The sequence below is a fragment of the Streptomyces sp. DSM 116793 genome (assembly GCF_057320905.1).
The window spans coordinates 701,821-724,376 of the sequence record NZ_CM170494.1; the positions used below are offsets into that span (position 1 = coordinate 701,821).

General features: G+C 72.6%; 20 protein-coding genes. 1 reads left to right on the forward strand and 19 read right to left on the reverse strand.

Annotated elements, in window-relative coordinates; genetic code table 11:
- Positions 1-29: 29 nt before the first annotated feature.
- The 10 genes from gmk to pyrR all read right to left on the reverse strand — a co-directional run bounded on the left by gmk (position 30) and on the right by pyrR (position 11,548).
- The gene (gene gmk, locus ACSMXW_RS03035; protein WP_485803831.1) at positions 30-623 is read right to left on the reverse strand and encodes a guanylate kinase; all 594 of its coding nucleotides are present in this window, start codon (positions 621-623) and stop codon (positions 30-32) included.
- Between the two features lie 37 nt (positions 624-660).
- On the reverse strand, positions 661-984 hold the full coding sequence (locus ACSMXW_RS03040; protein ID WP_069814075.1) for an integration host factor: 324 nt from the start codon (positions 982-984) through the stop codon (positions 661-663).
- A 276-nt stretch (positions 985-1,260) separates the two neighbouring features.
- The gene (gene pyrF, locus ACSMXW_RS03045) at positions 1,261-2,103 is read right to left on the reverse strand and encodes an orotidine-5'-phosphate decarboxylase (RefSeq protein WP_485803833.1); all 843 of its coding nucleotides are present in this window, start codon (positions 2,101-2,103) and stop codon (positions 1,261-1,263) included.
- Positions 2,104-2,113: 10 nt separating this feature from the next.
- Positions 2,114-3,238, reverse strand: coding sequence for a quinone-dependent dihydroorotate dehydrogenase (locus tag ACSMXW_RS03050; RefSeq protein ID WP_485803835.1), 1,125 nt, complete (start codon positions 3,236-3,238; stop codon positions 2,114-2,116).
- A 98-nt stretch (positions 3,239-3,336) separates the two neighbouring features.
- The gene (gene carB, locus ACSMXW_RS03055) at positions 3,337-6,645 is read right to left on the reverse strand and encodes a carbamoyl-phosphate synthase large subunit (protein ID WP_485803837.1); all 3,309 of its coding nucleotides are present in this window, start codon (positions 6,643-6,645) and stop codon (positions 3,337-3,339) included.
- Positions 6,638-7,855, reverse strand: coding sequence for a glutamine-hydrolyzing carbamoyl-phosphate synthase small subunit (carA, locus tag ACSMXW_RS03060; RefSeq protein WP_485803838.1), 1,218 nt, complete (start codon positions 7,853-7,855; stop codon positions 6,638-6,640). Before carA ends, carB begins: the two co-directional genes overlap by 8 nt.
- Positions 7,852-8,457 carry a PH-like domain-containing protein gene (locus ACSMXW_RS03065; protein ID WP_485807747.1) on the reverse strand — a complete coding sequence of 202 codons (606 nt, stop codon included), beginning with the start codon at positions 8,455-8,457 and terminating at the stop codon, positions 7,852-7,854. The genes carA and ACSMXW_RS03065 overlap by 4 nt, the downstream gene beginning before the upstream one ends.
- Positions 8,457-9,743, reverse strand: a complete 1,287-nt coding sequence (locus tag ACSMXW_RS03070; protein WP_485803840.1) for a dihydroorotase — start codon at positions 9,741-9,743, stop codon at positions 8,457-8,459. Before ACSMXW_RS03070 ends, ACSMXW_RS03065 begins: the two co-directional genes overlap by 1 nt.
- 5 nt (positions 9,744-9,748) lie before the next feature.
- A complete protein-coding gene (locus tag ACSMXW_RS03075; RefSeq protein ID WP_485803842.1) occupies positions 9,749-10,771 on the reverse strand; it encodes an aspartate carbamoyltransferase catalytic subunit in 1,023 nt (340 codons plus the stop codon).
- 192 nt (positions 10,772-10,963) lie between these two features.
- Positions 10,964-11,548, reverse strand: coding sequence for a bifunctional pyr operon transcriptional regulator/uracil phosphoribosyltransferase PyrR (pyrR, locus tag ACSMXW_RS03080; protein ID WP_485803844.1), 585 nt, complete (start codon positions 11,546-11,548; stop codon positions 10,964-10,966).
- 390 nt (positions 11,549-11,938) lie between these two features.
- Here pyrR and bldD point away from each other — a divergent pair, with 390 nt between their 5' ends.
- Positions 11,939-12,439: a transcriptional regulator BldD gene (gene bldD / locus ACSMXW_RS03085; protein ID WP_189930573.1), complete on the forward strand. Its 501-nt coding sequence runs from the start codon at positions 11,939-11,941 to the stop codon at positions 12,437-12,439.
- 179 nt (positions 12,440-12,618) lie between these two features.
- On the opposite strand, the gene nusB is transcribed toward bldD, so the two are convergent.
- The 9 genes from nusB to mltG form a co-directional block, all read right to left on the reverse strand.
- The gene (gene nusB / locus ACSMXW_RS03090; RefSeq protein ID WP_485803846.1) at positions 12,619-13,050 is read right to left on the reverse strand and encodes a transcription antitermination factor NusB; all 432 of its coding nucleotides are present in this window, start codon (positions 13,048-13,050) and stop codon (positions 12,619-12,621) included.
- A 2-nt stretch (positions 13,051-13,052) separates the two neighbouring features.
- On the reverse strand, positions 13,053-13,619 hold the full coding sequence (gene efp, locus ACSMXW_RS03095) for an elongation factor P (RefSeq protein ID WP_485803847.1): 567 nt from the start codon (positions 13,617-13,619) through the stop codon (positions 13,053-13,055).
- 53 nt (positions 13,620-13,672) lie between these two features.
- Positions 13,673-14,794, reverse strand: a complete 1,122-nt coding sequence (locus ACSMXW_RS03100) for an aminopeptidase P family protein (protein ID WP_485803849.1) — start codon at positions 14,792-14,794, stop codon at positions 13,673-13,675.
- A gap of 241 nt (positions 14,795-15,035) precedes the next feature.
- Complete coding sequence (locus ACSMXW_RS03105) at positions 15,036-16,127, reverse strand: AAA family ATPase (RefSeq protein ID WP_485803851.1); 1,092 nt, start codon at positions 16,125-16,127, stop codon at positions 15,036-15,038.
- Positions 16,128-16,290: 163 nt separating this feature from the next.
- Positions 16,291-17,409 carry a 3-dehydroquinate synthase gene (gene aroB, locus ACSMXW_RS03110; RefSeq protein ID WP_485803853.1) on the reverse strand — a complete coding sequence of 373 codons (1,119 nt, stop codon included), beginning with the start codon at positions 17,407-17,409 and terminating at the stop codon, positions 16,291-16,293.
- Positions 17,406-17,888, reverse strand: a complete 483-nt coding sequence (locus ACSMXW_RS03115) for a shikimate kinase (protein WP_485803854.1) — start codon at positions 17,886-17,888, stop codon at positions 17,406-17,408. Before ACSMXW_RS03115 ends, aroB begins: the two co-directional genes overlap by 4 nt.
- Positions 17,889-17,974: 86 nt before the next feature.
- A complete protein-coding gene (aroC, locus tag ACSMXW_RS03120) occupies positions 17,975-19,159 on the reverse strand; it encodes a chorismate synthase (RefSeq protein WP_485803855.1) in 1,185 nt (394 codons plus the stop codon).
- 458 nt (positions 19,160-19,617) lie between these two features.
- Positions 19,618-20,460, reverse strand: coding sequence for a shikimate dehydrogenase (locus ACSMXW_RS03125; protein ID WP_485803857.1), 843 nt, complete (start codon positions 20,458-20,460; stop codon positions 19,618-19,620).
- Positions 20,438-22,432, reverse strand: coding sequence for an endolytic transglycosylase MltG (gene mltG / locus ACSMXW_RS03130; protein ID WP_485803859.1), 1,995 nt, complete (start codon positions 22,430-22,432; stop codon positions 20,438-20,440). The genes ACSMXW_RS03125 and mltG overlap by 23 nt, the downstream gene beginning before the upstream one ends.
- Between the last annotated feature and the right edge of the window lie 124 nt (positions 22,433-22,556).

The following is a 22,556-nucleotide window of genomic DNA, read 5'->3' on the forward strand; positions in this document are numbered from 1 at the left end:
TGTGAGGCGCCGGACACAGCGGACATCGATCACACAACGTCCATCAAGGCTAGCAGCTCACCGGCCACATGCTCGACGGAGGTGTTGACCAAGGTCACATCGAACTCCGACTCCGCGGCGAGCTCGACCCTGGCCGCCTGGAGACGGCGCTCGATGACCTCGGGGGACTCGGTGCCGCGGCCGGTCAGCCTGCGCACCAGCTCGTCCCAGGAGGGCGGGGACAGGAAGACCAGCTGGGCGTCCGGCATGGACTCGCGCACCAGCCTGGCGCCCTGCAGGTCGATCTCCAGGAGGACGGGCTCGCCCGCCTCCAGCCTGCGCAGCACGGCCCCGCGCGGGGTGCCGTAGCGGTGGCCGGCGAATTCGGCCCACTCCAGGAGCTCGCCGTTGGCGATCAGCTTGTCGAATTCGTCGTCCGTGACGAAGTAGTACTGGACGCCGTCCCGCTCACCCGGCCGGGGCCTGCGGGTGGTGGCGGACACCGAGAGCCAGACCTCGGGGTGTGCCTTGCGTAGATGCGCGACGACCGTGCTCTTGCCGACCCCCGAGGGGCCGGAGAGCACGGTCAGCCGCGGACGTGCGTCCGGGGGTACGGGGGACGTCCCCCGGGATGTTGCAGCCATGCAGCGATTATCCAGCTTCGCGTACGGGGCCGGGACGTCAGGCGGCGTTGCCGCCGAACTCTCGCTCCAGGGATGCGATCTGGTTCGAGCCGAGACCGCGCACACGACGACTCTCGGAGATCCCGAGCCGCTCCATGATCTGTTTGGCGCGGACCTTGCCCACGCCGGGCAGGGATTCGAGCAGCGCGGAGACCTTCATCTTGCCGATGACGTCATTCTCCTGGCCCTGCTTGATCACCTCGTGGAGCGAGGCGCCGGAGTGCTTGAGTCGATTCTTGACCTCGGCCCGCTCCCGGCGAGCCGCGGCGGCCTTTTCGAGCGCGGCTGCGCGCTGTTCAGGGGTAAGGGGCGGAAGAGCCACGCCTACGTCACCTCGGATGTCGAACTGTTGGATACGGACCGGTGAGGAACCTAGTCGCCCCACACCTGAGGAGCAACGAGCAACGCGTTTGCCCGTGCTCCCCCACTGTCGTAGGGGCGTGGGAGGCGCCCCCACTCGACGGAGACTAGCGGCCAAGTCCGCTTCAGTCAGCGAGAACAGACGAAAAGTCCTGGTCAGCCTTTGCCGAGCCGGACATTTTACACAAAAAACCCCGGTTTTCTGTCCGATCCGCCACCGAACCGACCAGGGAAGACGTCATCCGATGGCCACGGCGGCGCGTACTTCATCCGCGAACCGGGCCGCCGCGGCCCTCAGCGCGGCCGGATCGGGGCCGGCGCGCAGCACTCCGCGGCTGACACTGGGGACCACGTTGCGCACGGCGGCGCCGAAGACCCCCGGGAGGTCGGCCGGCGTCGCGCCCTGGGCGCCGATGCCGGGGGCGAGCAGCGGCCCGTTGATCCCGAGGTCGTACGAGGAGAGGTCGCCGAGGGTGGCGCCGACGACCGCGCCGAACGAGCCGAGGGGGGCCGCCCCCGCGTTCTCCTCCGCCAGCCGGGCCAGCACCGCCGCCCCGACGGTGCGGCCGTCCGGGCGCCTGGCGTGCTGGACCTCGGCGCCCTCCGGGTTGGAGGTGAGCGCCAGCACGAAGAGCCCGCAGCCGCTCTCCCTGGCCAGGTCGAAGGCCGGCCGCAGGGAGCCGTGGCCGAGGTACGGCGAGACGGTCAGGGCGTCGGCGAACAGCGGCGCGTCCCTGTGGAGGAAGGTCTCCGCGTAGGCCGCCATGGTGGAGCCGATGTCGCCGCGCTTGGCGTCCATGACGACCAGCGCGCCGGCCTCCCTGGCGGCCGCGACGGTCTTCTCCAGGACGGCGATGCCACGGGCGCCGAAACGCTCGTAGAAGGCGCTCTGCGGCTTCAGCGCGGCGACCCGGCCGGCCAGGGCGTCGACGACGGTGCGGCTGAAGCGCTCCAGGCCCTGGACGTCGTCGCCGAGGCCCCAGTCGCCGAGCAGCGAGCCGTGCGGGTCGATGCCGACGCACAGCGGGCCGCGCTCGTCCATGGCGCGGCGCAGCCGTGCTCCGAAGGGTTCCGGGGTCATGTGGGACTCCTCACATGGGTGGTACGGGGCTCTGGAGGTGGTGCCGCGGGTCGCCGACCGCCTCGGCCAGGGTGGCGTACGGGGAGGCGCTCAGGCGGGCCGCCAGGCCCCGGTGGACGGAGCGCGCCCAGAAGGGGCCCCGGTAGATCAGGGCGGTGTAGCCCTGCACCAGGGTGGCGCCGGCGAGGATCCGCTGCCAGGCGTCCTCGGCGCTCTCCACGCCGCCGACGGCCACCAGGGTCATCCGGTCGCCCACGCGCGCGTGCAGGCGCCGCAGAACCTCCAGGGAGCGCGTTCTCAGCGGCGCGCCGGAGAGCCCGCCGGTCTGCCGGACGAGCGCGGGGCCCGCGGTGAGGCCGAGGCCGTCGCGCGCGATGGTGGTGTTGGTGGCGATGATGCCGTCCAGGCCCAGTTCCAGGGCCAGGTCCGCGACCGCGTCCACGTCGGCGTCGGCCAGGTCGGGCGCGATCTTCACCAGCAGCGGCACCCGGCGCTCCGGGACGCTGCGGGCGGCGGCCGCGCGCACGGCGGTCAGCAGCGGCCGCAGCCGGTCCGTGGCCTGGAGGTTGCGCAGCCCCGGGGTGTTCGGCGAGGAGACGTTGACGACCAGGTAGTCCGCATGGGGCGCGAGGCGCTCGGTGGACGTCACGTAGTCGCCCTCCGCCTCCTCCTCGGGGACGACCTTGGTCTTGCCGATGTTGACGCCGACCGTGGCCGGCAGGACGGCACGGCGGGCGGCGAGCCGGGCTGCGACGGCGGCCGAGCCCTCGTTGTTGAAGCCCATCCGGTTGATCAGCGCACGGTCGCCGGTGAGCCGGAAGAGGCGCGGGCGGGGGTTGCCCGGCTGCGGTTCCCCGGTGACCGTGCCGATCTCGACGTGGGCGAAGCCGAGCATCGCCATCCCGTCGATGCCGACCGCGTTCTTGTCGAAGCCGGCGGCGAGCCCCAGCGGGCCCGGCATCCTGCGGCCGAAGGCCTCGACGCGCAGCTCGGGCCGGTGCGGCCCGAGGAGGGCCGCGAGCAGCCGGCGCAGCCCGGGGACGCGGGCCGCCCCCCGGATCCAGGAGAACGCCATCCGGTGGGCCCGCTCGGGGTCCATACGGCGGAAGGCCAGGCGGAAGAAGAGCGTGTACATGTGGGGTCCGTCGGTCCGTGGGAGGAAACCGTGATCCGCCGTGCGGGCGGCCGGGATGGGCACGGCGAGGGGGACACCGCGCGGTGTCCCCCCGGGCGCTAGACGCGGGCCTCGGTCAGGTGCCGGGCGTGCTCCTGCAGGGAGCGCACCCCGACATCGCCGTGCCCGAGCGCGTCGATGCCCTGCACGGCGGCGGCGAGCGCCTGCACCGTGGTGAGGCAGGGCACACCGCGGGCCACTGCGGCCGTGCGGATGTCGTAGCCGTCCAGGCGGCCGCCGGTGCCGTAGGGAGTGTTGACGATCAGGTCGACCTCGCCCTCGTGGATCAGCTGGACGATGGTCTTCTCGCCGTTCGGCCCCGGGCCCTCGGACTGCTTGCGCACGACCGTGGCGCTGATGCCGTTGCGCCGCAGCACCTCGGCGGTGCCGGAGGTCGCCAGCAGCTCGAAGCCGTGGCCCACCAGCTCACGGGCCGGGAAGATCATGGACCGTTTGTCGCGGTTGGCGACGGAGATGAAGGCACGGCCCTTGGTGGGCAGCGGCCCGTAGGCGCCGGCCTGGGACTTGGCGTAGGCGGTCCCGAAGACCGAGTCGATGCCCATGACCTCGCCGGTGGAGCGCATCTCGGGGCCGAGCACGGTGTCGACGCCGCGGCCGCGGATGTCCCGGAACCGGGACCAGGGCAGCACCGCCTCCTTGACGGAGATCGGCGCGTCCAGCGGCAGGTCGCCGCCGTCACCGCGGGGCGGCAGCAGGCCCTCGGCGCGCAGGCCGGCGACGGTGGCGCCGAGCGAGATCCGGGCGGCCGCCTTGGCGAGCGGTACCGCGGTCGCCTTCGAGGTGAAGGGGACGGTGCGGGAGGCGCGCGGGTTGGCCTCCAGGACGTAGAGGATGTCGCCGGCCAGCGCGAACTGGATGTTGATCAGCCCCCGTACGCCCACCCCGCGGGCGATCGCCTCGGTGGAGGTCCGCAGCCGCTTGATGTCGTGGCCGCCCAGCGTGATCGGCGGCAGCGCACAGGCGGAGTCGCCGGAGTGGATCCCGGCCTCCTCGATGTGCTCCATGACCCCGCCGAGGTACAGCTCCTCGCCGTCGTAGAGCGCGTCCACGTCGATCTCGATGGCGTCGTCGAGGAAGCGGTCGACGAGCACCGGACGGGTCGGACTGATCTCGGTCGACTCGCTGATGTAGGCGGAGAGCCGTGCCTCGTCGTAGACGATTTCCATGCCGCGTCCACCGAGGACGTACGACGGGCGTACCAGCACCGGGTAGCCGATCTCGTCGGCGATCACCTTGGCCTCGGTGAAGGTGGTGGCGGTGCCGTGCTTGGGCGCGGGCAGGCCGGCCTCGGCGAGCACCCGGCCGAAGGCGCCGCGGTCCTCGGCGGCGTGGATGGCCTCCGGAGGGGTGCCGACGACGGGCACGCCGTTGTCCTTGAGCGCCTGCGCGAGGCCGAGCGGTGTCTGCCCGCCGAGTTGCACGACGACGCCCGCGACGGGGCCGGCCTGGGTCTCGGCGTGCACGATCTCCAGGACGTCCTCCAGGGTCAGCGGCTCGAAGTAGAGCCGGTCGGAGGTGTCGTAGTCGGTGGAGACGGTCTCCGGGTTGCAGTTGACCATCACCGTCTCGTAACCCGCCTCGCTCAGCGCGAAGGAGGCGTGCACACAGGAGTAGTCGAACTCGATGCCCTGGCCGATCCGGTTGGGGCCCGAGCCGAGGATGATCACGGCGGGCCGCTGCCGCGGCGCGACCTCGGTCTCCTCGTCGTAGGAGGAGTAGAAGTACGGCGTCCTGGCGGCGAACTCGGCGGCGCAGGTGTCGACGGTCTTGTAGACGGGCCGGACGCCGAGGGCGTGCCTGACCTCGCGGACGACGTCCTCGCGCAGGCCCCGGATGCCGCCGATCTGGACGTCCGAGAAGCCGTGCCGCTTGGCCTCGCCGAGCAGCTCGGGGGTGAGCTCGGGGGCGGCGGCCAGTTCGTCGGCGACCTCCTTGATCAGGAACAGCTGGTCGACGAACCAGGGGTCGATCCGGGTCGCCTCGAAGACCTCCTCGGGGGTGGCCCCGGCGCGGATGGCCTGCATCACCGTGTTGACGCGGCCGTCGGTGGGGCGGGCGGCGGCGCGCAGCAGCTCGTCCTTGTCCCCGGGGTCCCCCGTGAAGGTGAACTGGCTGCCCGCCTTCTCCAGCGAGCGCAGCGCCTTCTGCAGGGCCTCGGTGAAGTTGCGGCCGATGGCCATGGCCTCGCCGACCGACTTCATGGTGGTGGTGAGGCCGCTGTCGGCGGAGGGGAACTTCTCGAAGGCGAACCGCGGTGCCTTGACGACCACGTAGTCCAGGGTCGGCTCGAAGGACGCCGGGGTCTGTTCGGTGATGTCGTTGGGGATCTCGTCGAGGGTGTAGCCGACGGCGAGCTTGGCGGCGATCTTGGCGATGGGGAAGCCGGTGGCCTTGGAGGCGAGCGCCGAGGACCGCGAGACGCGGGGGTTCATCTCGATCACGATGACCCGGCCGTCGGCGGGGTTCACCGCGAACTGGATGTTGCATCCGCCGGTGTCGACGCCCACCTCGCGGATGACGGCGATGCCGATGTTCCGCAGGACCTGGTACTCGCGGTCGGTGAGCGTCATCGCGGGGGCGACGGTGATGGAGTCGCCGGTGTGCACGCCCATCGGGTCGAAGTTCTCGATGGAGCAGACGACCACGACGTTGTCGTTCTTGTCGCGCATCAGCTCCAGCTCGTACTCCTTCCAGCCGAGGATGGACTCCTCCAGGAGCACTTCGGTCGTCGGCGACAGGGCGAGGCCCTGCCCGGCGATCCGGCGCAGCTCCTCCTCGTCGTGGGCGAAGCCGGAGCCGGCGCCGCCCATGGTGAAGGACGGCCGGACGACCACGGGGTAGCCGCCGAGCTCCGCCACGCCCGCCAGGACGTCGTCCATGGAGTGGCAGATCACCGAACGGGCCGACTCGCCGTGCCCGATCTTCTTGCGGACCTCCTCCACGACGTCCTTGAACTGGTCGCGGTCCTCGCCCTTGTTGATCGCCGCCACGTTGGCGCCGATCAGCTCCACGCCGTACTTCTCGAGGACGCCCGAGTCGTGCAGGGCGATCGCCGTGTTCAGCGCGGTCTGGCCGCCCAGGGTGGGCAGCAGGGCGTCCGGGCGCTCCTTGGCGATGATCTTCTCGACGAAGCCGGGGGTGATCGGTTCGACGTAGGTGGCGTCGGCGATCTCCGGGTCGGTCATGATCGTCGCCGGGTTGGAGTTGACCAGGATCACCCGCAGGCCCTCGGCTTTGAGGACCCGGCACGCCTGGGTGCCCGAGTAGTCGAACTCGGCGGCCTGGCCGATGACGATCGGCCCCGAGCCGATGACCAGGACGGACTGGATGTCGGTGCGCTTAGGCACGCTGGTCCTCCATCAGGGAGACGAAGCGGTCGAAGAGGTACGCGGCGTCGTGCGGCCCCGCGGCCGCCTCGGGGTGGTACTGGACGCTGAACGCCGGCCGGTCGAGCAGCCTGAGCCCCTCCACGACCTGGTCGTTCAGGCAGACGTGGGAGACCTCGGCGCGCCCGTAGGGGGTCTCGGAGACCCGGTCGAGGGGGGCGTCGACGGCGAAGCCGTGGTTGTGCGCGGTCACCTCCACCTTTCCCCATGTGCCGCTGGCGTCCCGCTCCTGGACCGGCTGGTTGATCCCGCGGTGCCCGTACTTGAGCTTGAAGGTGCCGAAGCCGAGGGCGCGGCCGAGGATCTGGTTGCCGAAGCAGATGCCGAAGAGCGGGATGCGCCGCTGGAGGACCTCCCGCATCACGGCGACCGGGCCGTCCGCGGTGGCCGGATCACCCGGGCCGTTGGAGAAGAACACGCCGTCCGGCTGGACGGCGAGGACGTCCTCGGCGCTCGCCGTGGCGGGCAGCACGTGGACCTCGATGCCGCGCTCGGCCATCCGGCGCGGGGTCATGCCCTTGATGCCGAGGTCCACCGCGGCCACCTTGAAACGGGCCGTGCCGGGCGGGAGGGGCCGGCCGTCCGGGCCCAGCGCGGGCACGGTGTACGGCTCCTTGGTGGCCACTTCGGCGGCGAGGTCCGCGCCGGTCATGACGGCGGTGCCGCGGACCCGGGCGAGCATGTCGGCGGTGTCGGGCAGCGTGTCCCCGGAGAAGATGCCGACCCGCATGGCGCCGCGCTCGCGCAGGTGGCGGGTGAGGGCGCGGGTGTCGATGCCACGGATGCCGACCACGCCCTGGGCGGCCAGCTCCTCGTCCAGCGTCCGCCGGGAGCGCCAGTTCGACGGGGTCCGTGCGGGGTCGCGGACGACGAACCCGGCCACCCAGATGCGGGCCGACTCGGGGTCCTCGTCGTTGACTCCGGTGTTGCCGATGTGCGGGGCGGTCATCACCACGACCTGCCGGTGGTACGACGGGTCGGTGAGGGTCTCCTGGTAACCGGTCATGCCGGTGGAGAAGACCGCCTCGCCGAAGGTCTCCCCCACGGCCCCGAAGGCACGGCCGCGGAAGACCCGGCCATCCTCGAGGACCAGCACGGCTGGGGGCAGGTGCCGCCCTGCGGGGCGGCCGGCGGCGGTCGGTGCGGGTGTGGTGGCCGGCGTGGCGGTCATCGTGTCGCGCCTTCCTTGCGAGGGTGCGTTTCGGGGGTGGTGAGGGCGGCGGCCCATGCGGGGTGCTCGGCGGCCCGGTCCAGGCGGAACCCGGAGTCGATCAGCTCCTCGCCGTGCGCCCAGGTGACGACGAGCAGCCCGTCCGCGGTGAGGACCTTGCCGGCGATGGCGTTGTCGAGGCGGGCCGCGCGGAGCCGCTCCGCGGGCACGAAGAAGTCGGTGGACCCGGGCCGCCGCACGCTCAGCCCCGCGTCGTAGAGGGTGAGCTCGGCCTTGCTGCGGGCGCCGAGGCCGTGTGCCACGATCCGGTCCAGCCAGCGTCCCGCGGCGGTCGAGCCGTGGTAGCGGCCGGTCATCGTGAGCCGGGGCGTGCCGGGATCGGCCGGCAGGGCGGGCAGCGCGGGCAGGCCGCTCTGGAGGGTGGCGCGCCACCGCCAGCCCTCCCGCATCAGCCAGCAGACCAGCGCGATCAGCAGCAGGATCCCGACGAGCCAGCTCGCGCGCGCGGGCCAGTCGCTCACATCCGCGGACGTCTGCCCGGCGACGGTCACCAGCACGGCGACCGGGCCGCCGAGGGAGCGCAGGGGCGAGTGAGCGGTCATCATGAGACCTTCCCGTCGACGACGGTTGCCCTGCCCCGCAGCCAGGTGTGGGTGACGCGGCCCGGCAGCTCCCGGCCCTCGTAGGGCGTGTTGCGGCTGCGGGAGGCGAAGCCCGCGGGGTCCACGACGCCGCGGTACGCGGGGTCGACCAGCGTGAGGTTGGCCGGCTCGCCGGCCGCGACGGGCCGCCCGTGGCCGGGCAGCCGGCCGATCGCGGCGGGCCGGTGCGACATCCGGTCGGCGACGCCTGCCCAGTCCAGCAGGCCGGAGTCGACCATGGTCTCCTGGACGACGGAGAGCGCGGTCTCCAGGCCGACCATCCCCATGGCGGCGGCGGCCCACTCGCAGTCCTTGTCCTCGTGCGGGTGGGGGGCGTGGTCGGTGGCGACGCAGTCGATGGTGCCGTCGGCGAGCGCCTCGCGCAGGGCCATCACATCGGTGGCGGTGCGCAGCGGCGGGTTGACCTTGTAGACGGGGTCGTAGCTGCGCACGAGCTCGTCGGTGAGCAGCAGGTGGTGCGGGGTGACCTCGGCAGTGACGTTCCAGCCCTTGGACTTCGCCCACCGCACGATCTCCACGGAGCCGGCCGTGGACAGGTGGCAGATGTGCACCCGGGAGCCGACGTGCGCGGCCAGCAGCACATCGCGGGCGATGATCGACTCCTCGGCGACGGCGGGCCAGCCGCCGAGGCCCAGCTCGGCGGAGACCACGCCCTCGTTCATCTGGGCACCCTCGGTCAGCCGGGGTTCCTGGGCGTGCTGGGCGACGACTCCGTCGAAGGCCTTCACGTACTCCAGGGCCCTGCGCATGATCACGGCGTCGTCGACGCACTTGCCGTCGTCGGAGAAGACGGTCACGCCGGCCGCGGAGTCGTGCATGGCGCCCAGCTCGGCGAGCTTGGCGCCCTCCAGACCGACGGTCACCGCGCCCACCGGCTGCACGTCGCAGTAGCCGTACTCCCGGCCGAGCCGCCAGACCTGCTCGACGACGCCCGCGGTGTCGGCGACGGGGAAGGTGTTCGCCATGGCGTGTACGGCCGTGTAGCCGCCGAGGGCGGCGGCCCGGGTGCCGGTGAGGACGGTCTCGGAGTCCTCACGGCCGGGCTCGCGCAGGTGGGTGTGGAGGTCGACCAGGCCAGGCAGCAGGACCTTGCCGGCCGCCTCGACGGTCTCGGCGTCCTCGGCGGACAGGCCGGGCCCGACCGCCTCGATGACCTCGCCGTCGATCAGCACGTCCTGCGGCTCGCCGCCGAGCACCTTGGCGCCGCGGATCAGGATCTTGCTCATGTGGGTCACTTCTCCTCGGCCGCGCCGGTCGGCGCGGCGGGCTCGCTGGCTGGCTGGGAGGCGGGGCGGGTGTGGCTCACGGCGGGCTCGTTGCCGCCGAGCAGCAGGTACAGCACGGCCATGCGGATGGAGACGCCGTTGGTCACCTGCTCGACCACGGTGCAGCGGTCGGAGTCCGCCACCTCGGCGGTGATCTCCATGCCGCGCACCATGGGCCCCGGGTGCATGACCACGGCGTGCTCCGGCATTTTCGCCATCCGGTCGCCGTTCAGGCCGTAGCGGCGCGCGTACTCGCGCTCGGTCGGGAAGAAAGCGGCGTTCATCCGCTCCCGCTGCACCCGCAGCATCATCACGGCGTCGGACTTCGGCAGCACGGCGTCCAGGTCGTAGGAGACCTCGCACGGCCAGGAGTCCACGCCGACCGGCAGCAGGGTGGGCGGCGCCACGAGCACCACGTCGGCGCCGAGGGTGTGCAGGAGGTCGACATTGGAGCGGGCGACCCTGCTGTGCAGGACGTCGCCGACGATGGTGATCCGCTTGCCGGAGAGGTCCCGGCCGAGGCCGGCGTCCCGGCCCACCAGGCGGCGGCGCATGGTGAACGCGTCGAGCAGCGCCTGCGTGGGGTGCTGGTGGGTGCCGTCGCCCGCGTTGATCACGGCGGCGTCGATCCAGCCGGAGGTGGCGAGCCGGTAGGGAGCGCCGGAGGCGCTGTGCCTGATGACGACCGCGTCGACGCCCATCGCCTCCAGTGTCTGCGCGGTGTCCTTGAGTGACTCGCCCTTGGAGACCGAGGAGCCCTTGGCGCTGAAGTTGATCACGTCCGCGGACAGCCGCTTCTCGGCGGCCTCGAAGGAGATCCGGGTCCGGGTGGAGTCCTCGAAGAAGAGATTGACCACGGTGCGGCCGCGCAGGGTCGGCAGCTTCTTGATCGGGCGGTCCGCGACCCGGGCCATCTCCTCGGCGGTGTCGAGGACGAGGACGGCGTCGTCGCGGGTGAGGTCGGCGGCCGAGATGAGATGACGCTGCATCGTTCAGGCTCCGTAAGGCTCCGGGGCGGAGGTGCGAGCGCGGGGCGCACTCGGCAGAGGGCGGTGGCGGCGCGCGCGGGGCGTTGCCGGCCTGGGCGGTGGCGGGCGGGCATGCGGGTGCCCGGCAGCCGGTCGGTGGGCGGGTACGGAGGTGCGGGGCCGGCGTGGACGGGCGCGGGCCTGGGGGTGCGGCTACGGCTGGCCGGCGGGGGCGGCCTGCCCGGCGTCGAGCACCCCGAGCAGCACGGCGTCCCGGCCGTCCTCCTCGGCGAGCTGGACTCTGACCGTCTCCCGCAGCGAGGTGGGGAGGTTCTTGCCGACGTAGTCGGCGCGGATGGGCAGCTCGCGGTGGCCGCGGTCGACCAGGACGGCGAGCTGCACGGCACGGGGGCGGCCGATGTCGTTCAGCGCGTCGAGCGCGGCGCGGATGGTGCGGCCGGAGAAGAGCACATCGTCGACGAGGACGACCAGGCGGCCGTCGATGCCGTCGGCCGGGATGTCGGTGCGGGCCAGTGCGCGCGGCGGGCGCATGCGCAGGTCGTCCCGGTACATGGTGATGTCCAGCGAGCCGACCGGGATCCCGCGGCCGGTGATCTCCTCGAGCTTGGCGGCGACCCGCTGGGCGATGAAGACTCCCCGGGTCGGAATGCCGAGCAGAACCACGTCGTCGGCGCCCTTGGCGCGCTCGACGATCTCGTGGGCGATGCGGGTCAGCACCCGTGCGATGTCGGGGCCCTCAAGAACGGGCCGTGCGGGACCGGGTGCGTTCGCGTCCATACGAAACGGACCTCCTTCTCCGCCTCACGGGACGGACATTAAAGGACGTCGATCTTCCGCCACCACGGTATCAGCCACGTTCACTCCCCTGGCCCACTCCCTCACGTGAGGCCCCTCACAGCACCCGGTGCCCCGCCAGGAGGCTCCAGCAGGGCCCGTGGCCCGGAAACGGCAGAGACCGCCCCTTCGGGCCGATGGCGACATCCGGGGTCCCGCCGGTGCCGGTCGCACGGTTCCCCGCGCCCCCGCCGGCGAGGCGGGGAACCGATCACGGTCTGGTTCCGTCAATTCTGGTTCGGCTTGACGGACCCCCGTAACGCTGCGTAACCTCACAGTGAGTCACCAGCCACGCGGCTGAGCCGCACGTCGATACTGCGTCCGGGGAGCCATATGTCCAGCGAATACGCCAAACAGCTCGGAGCAAAGCTCCGGGCCATCCGCACCCAGCAGGGCCTTTCCCTCCACGGCGTGGAGGAGAAGTCCCAGGGACGCTGGAAGGCGGTCGTGGTCGGGTCGTACGAGCGCGGCGACCGTGCCGTGACCGTGCAGCGTCTGGCCGAGCTGGCGGACTTCTACGGCGTGCCGGTACAGGAGCTCCTGCCGGGCACCACGCCCGGCGGTGCCGCCGAGCCGCCGCCGAAGCTCGTCCTGGACCTGGAGCGTCTCGCCCACGTCCCCGCCGAGAAGGCCGGCCCGCTGCAGCGCTACGCCGCGACGATCCAGTCCCAGCGCGGCGACTACAACGGCAAGGTGCTGTCGATCCGCCAGGACGACCTGCGCACTCTTGCGGTCATTTACGATCAGTCGCCTTCCGTCCTGACCGAGCAGCTCATCAATTGGGGTGTTCTCGACGCGGACGCGCGCCGCGCCGTGGCCCACGAGGAGAGCTGAAGCACACCCAAATCGGGGAGAAACGTCACGTCGAAGGGCGGGCCCATCAGCGATGGGCCCGCCCTCGGCGTGCTGGTGCGGCTCATCGCCGCCGTCCCCGTGCGGCGCACCGCTCGCCCTGCCGGGCGGGTGGCAGGCTCCCGCCGCATCCCGTGGGACACGGCGGGAGCCTGCCGGGGTCACGGCTCCCGGCGGAGGCTGGGCTTGAGGTCCTTGAGTCGGCCGAGAAGGCCATTGACGAAGGCCGGAGACTCCTCCGTGGAGAATTCCTTGGCCAGCTGGACGGCCTCGTCGAGCACGACCGCGTCGGGGGTCTCGTCGACCCAGATGAGCTCGTATGCGCCGAGGCGCAGGATGTTGCGGTCGACGACCGGCATCCGGTCGAGCGTCCACCCCACCGCGTACTGCGTCAGCAGCTCGTCGATGCGGTTCGCCTGTTTGGCGTAACCCTCCACAAGCTGCATGGTGTACTCGCTGACCGGCGGCTGCCGGGGGTCGGTCTGGGCGTGCCGGATCCAGTCCGCGAGGACCGTCAGGACGTCGGCGTCCCGGTGGTCCGCTTCGAAGATGATCTGGAAGGCACGCTTGCGGGCCGTGTTACGGGCAGCCACGGTCAGCCGTTCACCCGGCCGAGGTAGTCGCTCGTTCGGGTGTCGACCTTGATCTTCTCGCCGGTGGTGATGAAGAGCGGGACCTGGATCTGGTGGCCGGTCTCCAGCGTGGCGGGCTTGGTGCCGCCCGTGGAGCGGTCGCCCTGGACGCCGGGCTCGGTCTCCTTGACGGTCAGCTCGACGGCTGCCGGGAGCTCGACGTAGAGCACCTCGCCCTCGTGCTGGGCGACGACCGCGTCGAAGCCCTCCACCAGGAAGTTCGCCGCGTCGCCGACGGCCTTGCGGTCGACGTGGAGCTGGTCGTAGGTCTCCATGTCCATGAAGACGAAGTAGTCGCCGTCCATGTAGGAGAACTGCATTCCGCGCTTGTCGACAGTGGCCGTTTCGACCTTGACGCCGGCGTTGAAGGTCTTGTCGACGACCTTGCCGGAGAGCACGTTCTTGAGCTTGGTGCGCACGAATGCCGGGCCCTTGCCGGGCTTGACGTGCTGGAACTCGACGACGGACCAGAGCTGGCCCCCCTCGAGCTTGAGCACCATGCCGTTCTTGAGGTCGTTCGTGGAAGCCACGGTTGCGGAATCTCCTGGACTGACGCTGGTGGACGACCAGAGCGGAGCGTGCGCTAGAGCGCGAGCAGCTCCTTGGTCGTGATGGTGAGTAGCTCGGGTCCGCCGTCTGCCTCGGGGCGGACGACGAGCGTGTCATCGATCCGGACCCCGCCCCTGCCCGGGAGGTGGACCCCCGGTTCGACGGTGACCGGCACGCAAGCGTCCAGTTTACCCATGGCGGTGGGGGCAAGCTGCGGGTCCTCGTCGATTTCGAGTCCGACGCCGTGTCCGGTCAGCTGGGTGAGGCCCCGCGCGTACCCGGCCGAGTCGAGCACCTGGCGGGCCGCGCGGTCCACGTCGCGGCAGGGTGTGCCGGGTGCCAGCGCTTCCCGGCCGGCCCGCTGGGCGGCGAACACCAGGTCGTACAGCTCGACCTGCCAGTCCGCGGGCGAGGTGCCGATGACGAAGGTGCGGCCGATCTCGCAGCGGTAGCCGCGGTAGGCGGCGCCCAGGCAGACCGAGAGGAAATCGCCCTCCTCGACCCTGCGGTCGGTGGGGACGTGGCCGGGGCTGCCGGCGTTCGCGCCGGTGGCCACGCTGGTGGGGAAGGCGGGGCCGTCGGCGCCGTGGTCGACGAGCCTGCGCTCCAGTTCCAGGGCGAGGTGCCGCTCGGTGCGGCCGACCAGGATCGACTCCAGGAGTTCACCGAGGGCCTGGTCGGCGATCTCCGCGGCGATCCGCAGGCAGGAGATCTCCTCTTCGTCCTTGACGTACCTGAGCTGCTCCACGGCGCCGCCGAGGTCGGCGAGCCTGAGGTGCGGGGCCGCGTGGTGCAGGGCGCGGTGGCGGGCCACCGTGAGGTCGTGCTCCTCCAGGGCGAGCGAGTCGGCGCCCGAGGCGGCGGCGAGGTCGGCGGCGGCCACCGCGGGATCGCCACCGGAGGCCTCCAGGATCCGGGCGTCGAGCGCTTCGTCGGGGTGCCCTTCGTCGGGCTGTCCGGTGGGGGCGGCGGAGCACAGCAGCACGTCCGTGTCCCGGCCGAGCGCGTCCCGGCCGAGCAGGAGGACGGCGCCGGGGAGTGCGGCGCCGGTGAGGTAGCGGACGTTGGCGGGCCGGGAGACCAGCGCGGCGGCGCTGCCGCCGGCCGCGCAGTACGCCCTGAGCCGGTCCCGGCGGGCCGCGTACACCTCTGACATGACCCGAGCGTACGGGCCCGACGCGTTCCGGGCCCGGTTGTATGCGGCTGACCGGGTTCGGCCCCGGCCCCGTCCGATCGCGTCCCTGCGGGTCGCCACCGCCCGCAAGGGGCAGCCCCTGCCGTCCCCGGTCCGCCGGCCGGTGGGGCCGTTCGCGCAGGTCGCCGCGCCTCTCTCCGTGCGCACCCATACGTGGGGCCGGCCCCCGGCCCAGGGCGTGCCCTGGGCGACCCCGCCCGGGTCACCAGGTCGGGGGGCTGGCTATGGCGCGGGTCAGGGCCTCGTCCAGGACGTGGGCCGTTTCGGCGATGTCCATGTGGGAGTTGTCGATGATGGGCAGCCCGGAGCCGTACCAGCCCGCCATCCTGCCGTGGATGCGGGCCACCTCCTCGTCCGTGAGGCGGCGGTTCCCCCTCCGCTCGGCGTTCCGCTCCAGGACGATCTCCAGGCCGGGCAGCAGCACGACGGGCAGCAGCCCGGGCCCGACGTGCCGCTTCCAGCCGCCGAGCCCGACCACCGGGCGGTCCGGGAAGACCGCGTCGTCGAGGATGCAGGAGATCCCGTTGGCCAGGAAGTTGCGCGCGGCGAAGCCGCAGGTGCGGCGGGCCAGACGGTACTGGGCCTCCGAGTTGTCGTTCCACCCGGACTGGGGGTCGGCGAAGCCGGACCGTACCCACTCGCGGACGTCGTCCAGGCTGATGTGCGCCGTCGGCACCCTGCGCCGCTCGGCCCAGTGCCGGGCCACGCTGGTCTTGCCGGCGCCCGCAGGGCCGATCAGCAGTACCGCGAGCGTGGTGGTCGTGGGGTCGGCGCTGCCCGTGGCGGGCGGCGGGCTCGGCATGGCCACCGGGCCGCCCGGCGGCAGCTGGACTTGCCCCGTCGTCTCGGAGCGGGGCGGCACCGGCGCCGGGGGCGGCGCGATCGGACCCGGCGCGTGGGGCGCGGGGGCGGGCACCTGCGGCGCGGGGACCTGGAGCGGCGGATGCGGCCCGCCACCCGGCCCGGGGTGCGGATGCCCGAGGGGTCCGGGTCCCTGGGGAGGGTGCGGTGGGACGGCCGCGCCCATGGGCGCGGGGCCGCCCGGAACACCCGGGGAACCGGCGGGAGCGGCACCCGGCGCGCCGGCGGGAACGGATCCCGGCGCCCCCGACGGATCCGCGGGCCCGCCCCCCGGTGCTCGCGTGTGGTCGCGGACCTGTGGGGTCATCGACAGGGTCGCAGGATCGCTCACCGGGCCCCGGTGGCCGCCGGGGGGCGGCGGGGGCGGTGCGGCGGCCGGTCCATGCCCCGGTCGAGGGGGCGGCGGCAGCGGTGATCCCACTGCGTGAGGCATCCGGTGGCACTCCGTCTCGTACAGGCGATGGCGCGGGCGGGGGCCTCGGCCCCGATGCTACTGAACGGTACCCTTCCCCGGCCGCCGTTTGTGCGAACGGCCGGGAGGGCCGCAAAGTGCCCAGTGGCCCCGGGGGTTTCACGCCCGGGGCCGGGCGTGGCCGTTATCCGGCCACCGCGCCGAACGCGGCGAGCAGCGTCTCGGGCTCGGGCCCCTCCAGCACGGCCGGCTTGGCGAGACCGTCGAGCACGATGAAACGCAGCAGGTCGCCACGGGACTTCTTGTCGACCTTCATGGTCGACAGCAGCTGGGGCCACTGGTCGCCGCGGTAGTTGAGCGGCAGCCCGACCGACCGCAGGACGGTGCGGTGCCGCTCGGCGGTCGCCTCGTCGAGGCGGCCGGTCAGGCGGCCGAGTTCGGCGGCGAAGACCATGCCGACGGAGACCGCCTCGCCGTGCCGCCAGGTGTAGCCCTCGTTCTTCTCGATGGCGTGTCCGAGCGTGTGGCCGTAGTTGAGGATCTCGCGGCGGCCGGCCTCCTTGAGGTCCGCGGAGACCACCTCGGCCTTGACGCGGATGGAGCGCTCGACCAGCTCGGCGGTGTGCGGTCCCCCCGCGCCCTTGGCGGCCTCGGGATCGGCCTCGATGAGGTCGAGGATCACGGGGTCGGCGATGAAGCCGGCCTTGATGATCTCGGCGAGCCCGGAGACGTGGTCCGCGGTGGGCAGCGACGCGAGCGCGTCCAGGTCGCAGAGCACCCCGGCGGGCGGGTGGAAGGCTCCGACCAGGTTCTTGCCCTCCGCGGTGTTGATGCCGGTCTTGCCGCCCACAGCGGCGTCGACCATGCCGAGCACCGTGGTGGGCACGGCCACCCAGCGCACTCCGCGCAGCCAGGTCGCCGCCACGAAGCCGGCCAGGTCGGTACCGGCACCACCGCCGACGCCGACGACCACGTCGCTGCGGGTGAAGCCGGCCCGGCCCAGGGTCTCCCAGCAGTCCGCCGCGACCTGGGCGGTCTTGGCCTGCTCGGCGTCCGGCACCTGGACGGCAAGGGCCTCGTACCCCTGGGCCGCCAGGTCGGCGCGCACCGCCTCACCGCGCTCGGCCAGCGCCTTCGGGTGGACGACCGCGACCCGCCGGGCCCGCTCGCCGACCAGCCGGCCGAGCTCGCCCAGCAGCTGCCGCCCGACCAGCACCTCGTAGGGATCCGTGCCGGTGCCGCCGACGTGGATACGGGTGACGTCCTGGCCGGCCGGATCCGTACGGTGGGCGTCGTGGGTCATGCCTTCTCCAACTCCAGTGCGGCCAGGACGGCTTGGGCGACCTCTTCGGGTGAGCGGTCGTCGGTGGCGACGACGGCGCGCGCCACCTCGGTGTAGAGGGGACGGCGCTGTTCCATCAGCTCCCGCCACTGCCGTCGCGGATTGACGGCGAGCAGCGGGCGGGCGACGTTCAGGCCGGTGCGTCTGACCGCCTCCTCCACGTCCATGGCGAGGTAGACGACCGGGTGGTCGGCGAGCAGCCGCCGGGTGCCGGCGTCCAGCACGGCGCCGCCGCCGAGCGCGAGCACGCCGTCGTGCTCGGCGAGTGCCCTGTGCACGGCCGCCTTCTCGACCTCGCGGAAGTACGTCTCGCCCGCGTCCACGAAGATGTCGGAGATCGGGCGGCCCTCGACGGTCTCGATGTCGTCGTCGGTGTCCCGGAAGGTCCGCCCGAGCGCGGTGGCGAGCAGCGCGCCGACCGTGGACTTCCCGACACCCATCGGCCCGATCAGGACGACGACCGGTCCCGTGCCCGGACGAGGCTCCGTCCCGTGTGCCTCCGACGCCTGCACTGCGCTCCCCTCGCTCACCGGATCGGCAGGTTCTCTAGGTACGACCGGACGTTCCGCGCGGTCTCGGCGACGCTGTCGCCGCCGAACTTCTCCGCCACCGCGTCGGCGAGGACCAGCGCCACCATGGCCTCGGCGACGATGCCGGCGGCCGGCACGGCGCACACGTCGGAGCGCTGGTGGTGGGCCTTGGTGGGCTCGCCGGTGGTCACGTCGACGGTGGCCAGCGCCCGGGGCACGGTGGCGATCGGCTTCATCGCGGCGCGCACCCGCAGCAGCTCGCCGTTGCTCAGGCCGCCCTCGGTGCCGCCGGAGCGGCCGGTGGCGCGCCGGATGCCCGTCTCCCCGGGCACGATCTCGTCGTGCGCCTTGGAGCCCGGCACCCGGGCCAGCTCGAAGCCGTCGCCCAGCTCCACGCCCTTGATCGCCTGGATGCCCATCAGGGCGGCAGCGAGGCGCGCGTCGAGGCGCCGGTCCCAGTGCACGTGCGAACCGAGGCCGACGGGCACGCCGTACGCCAGTACCTCGACGACGCCACCCAGGGTGTCGCCGTCCTGGTGGGCCTGGTCGATCTCGGCCACCATCGCCTTCGACGCGTCGGCGTCCAGGCAGCGCACCGGGTCCTCGTCCAGCCGCGCCACATCGGACGGCGTCGGGTAGACCCCGTACGGGGCCTTGGCGCCGGCCAGCTCCACGACGTGCGAGACGATCTCGATCCCCGCGGTCTCCTTCAGGTACGACCGGGCCACGGCGCCGAGCGCGACCCGGGCCGCGGTCTCCCGCGCGGAGGCTCGTTCCAGGACGGGGCGCGCCTCGTCGAAGCCGTACTTCTGCATGCCCGCCAGGTCGGCGTGGCCCGGCCGGGGCCGGGTCAGCGGCGCGTTGCGGGCCAGGCCCTCAAGGACGGCGGGGTCGACGGGGTCGGCCGCCATGACCTGCTCCCACTTGGGCCACTCCGTGTTGCCCACCATGATCGCGACGGGCGAGCCCAGGGTCAGGCCGTGCCGGATTCCACCCAGGAAGGTGATCTCGTCGCGCTCGAACTTCATCCGGGCCCCGCGGCCGTAGCCCAGCCGCCTGCGGGCCAGGTGGTCCGCCACCATGTCCGTGGTGACCGGGACGCCCGCGGGCAGCCCCTCCAGCGTCGCCACCAGGGCCGGTCCGTGGGACTCCCCCGCGGTCAGCCAGCGCAACCTGCTCAACGTTGCTCCTCTTTCTCGCGCCCCGCACTGCCACAACGCGACCGGACACCCACGCGCCCCTGCCCCGCCTCCCCCGATCCTGCCACGTCCCACGTCGTGAAACGTCCCGCGGTCCACAGGGCGGGACGCCCCGGCGGCTGCTGACCCCCGCCAAGGCGCGGTGCCGCCCGGCAGGGCCATGCGGCGGCGTTTCCCTCCGCGGGCGTCACGGTGGTCGCCCCGCGCAGTCCCCACGCCCCTCCGGGGCGGACCAGGGTGACCGCAACGTCACTGTCCCCCCACCCAGGGGCACGGGAACTGCGCGACCAGCCCCCACCAGCGGAAATTCCGGAATATCACAGCGCCATGCCCGCAGCCGGGGGGCGCGGGCCCAGAAAAGGAGCGCGGGGAACCGCGCGCCCCACCGGCGGGCGCCCGAAGAAGGAGCGCACACCCTCACAACGCGGTCTCGCGGGGCCTCAGGGCCCCGTCAGCGCCCGCTCGCCGGCCGCCCGCATCACGCCCAGCGGCGCAGGCGAGCACCCCGTCATCCGCTCGACCTGAAGCACGGCCTGGTGCACCAGGAGGTCGAGCCCCCCGACAACGGCGCCGCCGCGCGAAGCCCACCGCTCGGCGAGCACGGTCGGCCAGGGCTCGTAGAGCACATCGAAGAGCGTCCCGACCCGCTCGGGCACCTGCGCCGCCAGGGCGTCCGCCGCACCCGCCGGGGTGGTGGAGATCACCAGCGGGGCGCTCAGCGCCTCCCCGGCCGCCCCCCACGCGGCCGTCCGCACCTCCACTCCCAGGCGTGCGCCCCAGCGCCGCATCTCGGCGGCGCGCGCCTCGCTCCGCACGTACGCGACGACCTCACCCGAGCAGATCCGGGCGAGCGCCGCCAGCGCCGAGGACGCCGTGGCGCCCGCGCCGAGGACCGCGGCGGACTCGACCTTGTCGATGCCGCGTTCCCGCAGCGCGGCGATCATGCCGGGGATGTCGGTGTTGTCGCCGACCCTGCGGCCGTCCTCGGTGAACACGACCGTGTTGACGGCCTCCACGGCCGCGGCGGTGTCGCTGATCTCGTCGAGCAGCGGGATGACCGCCCGCTTGAGCGGCATCGTCAGCGAGAGACCCGCCCACTGCGGGCCGAGGCCGGCCAGGAATCCGGGCAGTGCGGCCTCGTCCACCTCGAAGCGGTCGTACGTCCAGTCCTTCAGGCCGAGTTCCGCATAGGCCGCACGGTGCAGCACGGGCGACAGCGAATGGGCGATCGGCGAGCCCAGAACGGCCGCCCTGTGGGCGTCAGTTGCTGCCCGAGTGGTCATTGAACTTTTCCTTGAGCCTCTGGAAATCGGCATAGGTCTTGGCGAACTCGGTCTTGTTCATCCCGTCGGTCGCCACGAAGTAGAACCAGCCGTCGTGCGTGGGATGGAGCGTGGCGGCGAGCGCCTCCTCGCCGGGGTTGCCGATCGGTCCCGGGGTGAGGCCCCTCTGCGTGTAGGTGTTGTACGGGTCGTGGTCGCTGTTGATCTCCGACTCGCTGATGTGGATGTTGCTCTGGCCCTTCAGGTAGTTGAACGTCGAGTCGAACTGCAGCAGCTGGTTGGTCTGCGTGTTGGTGGGCTTGAGGCGGTTGTAGACGACCTCGGCCATCTTGCGGAAGTCGTCATGGGTCTTGCCCTCGGCCTGGACCAGGCTGGCGACGGTTATCACCTGCCAGGGGCCGTCGAGGTGCAGCCGCTTGGCCTCGGCCTCGAGATTCGCCGCCTGGTACTTCCGGGTGGCCGCGGAGACCATCCGTTTCAGGACGTCCTCCGGCTTCATGCCCTTGGCCACCGGATAGCTGGACGGGTAGAGGAAGCCCTCCAGCGGGTCCTTGACGTTGCTGTGGTTGACCGCCCAGGACGGCAGGCCGAGTTTCTTCCAGTCCTTCCTGGCCACCGACTCGGTGGTGCCCGCCTTGAGGCCGAGGCGTTTGTCGATCTGGTCGTACACCCAGGCGTTCCGCCGGCCCTCGGCGATGATGAGGCTGTTGCGGCTCTTGGGGTCGAGCATCAGCGAGACGGCGCTCGCGGCGGACATCTGCCTCTTGAGCGTGTACACGCCGTCCTGGATGGTCTGGCCCTTGGGGTTCTGCTGCTGGGCCTGGACGAACGCGTCGACGCTCTTCACGACCCCGTACTTCTTCAGCAGCTGCCCGATGGTGTAGCCGCCGGCGCCCTCGGGGATCGTGACGGTCACGCTCTGGGCGGTCCCCTCGCCGCTGAAGTCCGGCGGTGGTCCGAAGTGGTCCTCGTAGAACCGGTAACCGAACCAACCCGCGCCGGAGACACCGCCGACCAGCACCACGGCCACCACGAAGCAGGCGCATCCGCTGCGGCGCTTCTTGCCGGTGCCTCCGCCGCGCCCGCGGCGCTCGCCCCGGCCGCGGCGGCCGGCGCGGTCGCCCGCGTCGTCGTCATCGTCCTCGCCGCCGTCGCCGGCGAAGAAGGCGTGTTCGCCCTGGTCGGGACCGGGGTCCCAGTCGGTGGGCGGATCCGGTTCGGCCCCGGGACCGGGGCGCTGTGCCGCGGATGGCCGGGGCTCGGGCCCGCCCGGTGCGGGCGGCGGGTAGCCGCCGGGGCCGCCGTAGGCATCCTCGCCGTGGTGTCCGCCCGGCTGCTGCGCGTAGGGATCGGCGGCACCAGCGCCGCCCGGGGCCTGGCCGTGCTGACCGGTGTCCCAGCCGCTCTGCTGGTACTGCCCGCCGTACGCCGGGTCCTGGCCCTGGCCCTGGCCCGGGTAGCCGCCGTGACCGGGGTGACCGCCGTGGCCCGACGGGTCGCCGTACCCCTCGCCGTACCCCTGCCCGGGCAGCTGCGGATACGTCTGCTGGCCCGGCACCTGTGGGTGCTGCTGGCCGGGTGCCTGCGGGGGGACGCCCGGCTGGTGCTGGCCGGGGATCGGCCGCCGGCCCGTACCCCACTGGTCGTACGCGGACCGGTCGTAGGCCCCGGAGTGGTCGTAGGGCCCGGCCGCCCCGGACGGGTCGTAGGCCCCGGAGTGGTCGTAAGGACCTGCCTGGTCATAGGGCCCGGACTGGCCGTAAGCCCCGGGCTGCCGCGGTGCCTGCGGATGCTGGGGTTCCGTCTGCGGGTGGTACTGCGGCCGGCCCTCGTAGGGGTACTGCTCCGGATGCTGCTCCTCGTGGGGGAACCGGCCCGTGGGCGCCTGCTGCCCGCCGTATCCGACGTCCCCGTACAACGGGTCCTCCGGATGCCATGGTTCGGGGCCCGGGCCCCGGCCATACTCAGTCATCGATCCCCTAGAGCCGCGAGGCGCCCCGCTGCCGGGCGCTCGTGGCACGGCACCGTCCGCCTCTCCTGCTGTGCATCAGCTGTTCGAACACCGGCACATCGCGCGGAACGTTACCGTATCGCGA

Excerpts from the sequence above, each read along its gene's own strand:
- gmk (WP_485803831.1), bottom strand. The coding sequence starts at position 623 with ATGGCTGCAACATCCCGGGGGACGTCCCCCGTACCCCCGGACGCACGT.
- pyrF (WP_485803833.1), bottom strand. The coding sequence starts at position 2,103 with ATGACCCCGGAACCCTTCGGAGCACGGCTGCGCCGCGCCATGGACGAG.
- ACSMXW_RS03050 (WP_485803835.1), bottom strand. The coding sequence starts at position 3,238 with ATGTACACGCTCTTCTTCCGCCTGGCCTTCCGCCGTATGGACCCCGAG.
- carA (WP_485803838.1), bottom strand. The coding sequence starts at position 7,855 with ATGACCGCCACGCCGGCCACCACACCCGCACCGACCGCCGCCGGCCGC.
- ACSMXW_RS03065 (WP_485807747.1), bottom strand. The coding sequence starts at position 8,457 with ATGACCGCTCACTCGCCCCTGCGCTCCCTCGGCGGCCCGGTCGCCGTG.
- ACSMXW_RS03070 (WP_485803840.1), bottom strand. The coding sequence starts at position 9,743 with ATGAGCAAGATCCTGATCCGCGGCGCCAAGGTGCTCGGCGGCGAGCCG.
- ACSMXW_RS03075 (WP_485803842.1), bottom strand. The coding sequence starts at position 10,771 with ATGCAGCGTCATCTCATCTCGGCCGCCGACCTCACCCGCGACGACGCC.
- pyrR (WP_485803844.1), bottom strand. The coding sequence starts at position 11,548 with ATGGACGCGAACGCACCCGGTCCCGCACGGCCCGTTCTTGAGGGCCCC.
- bldD (WP_189930573.1), top strand. The coding sequence starts at position 11,939 with ATGTCCAGCGAATACGCCAAACAGCTCGGAGCAAAGCTCCGGGCCATC.
- ACSMXW_RS03100 (WP_485803849.1), bottom strand. The coding sequence starts at position 14,794 with ATGTCAGAGGTGTACGCGGCCCGCCGGGACCGGCTCAGGGCGTACTGC.
- ACSMXW_RS03105 (WP_485803851.1), bottom strand. The coding sequence starts at position 16,127 with ATGCCTCACGCAGTGGGATCACCGCTGCCGCCGCCCCCTCGACCGGGG.
- aroB (WP_485803853.1), bottom strand. The coding sequence starts at position 17,409 with ATGACCCACGACGCCCACCGTACGGATCCGGCCGGCCAGGACGTCACC.
- ACSMXW_RS03115 (WP_485803854.1), bottom strand. The coding sequence starts at position 17,888 with ATGGGTGTCGGGAAGTCCACGGTCGGCGCGCTGCTCGCCACCGCGCTC.
- ACSMXW_RS03125 (WP_485803857.1), bottom strand. The coding sequence starts at position 20,460 with ATGACCACTCGGGCAGCAACTGACGCCCACAGGGCGGCCGTTCTGGGC.
- mltG (WP_485803859.1), bottom strand. The coding sequence starts at position 22,432 with ATGACTGAGTATGGCCGGGGCCCGGGCCCCGAACCATGGCATCCGGAG.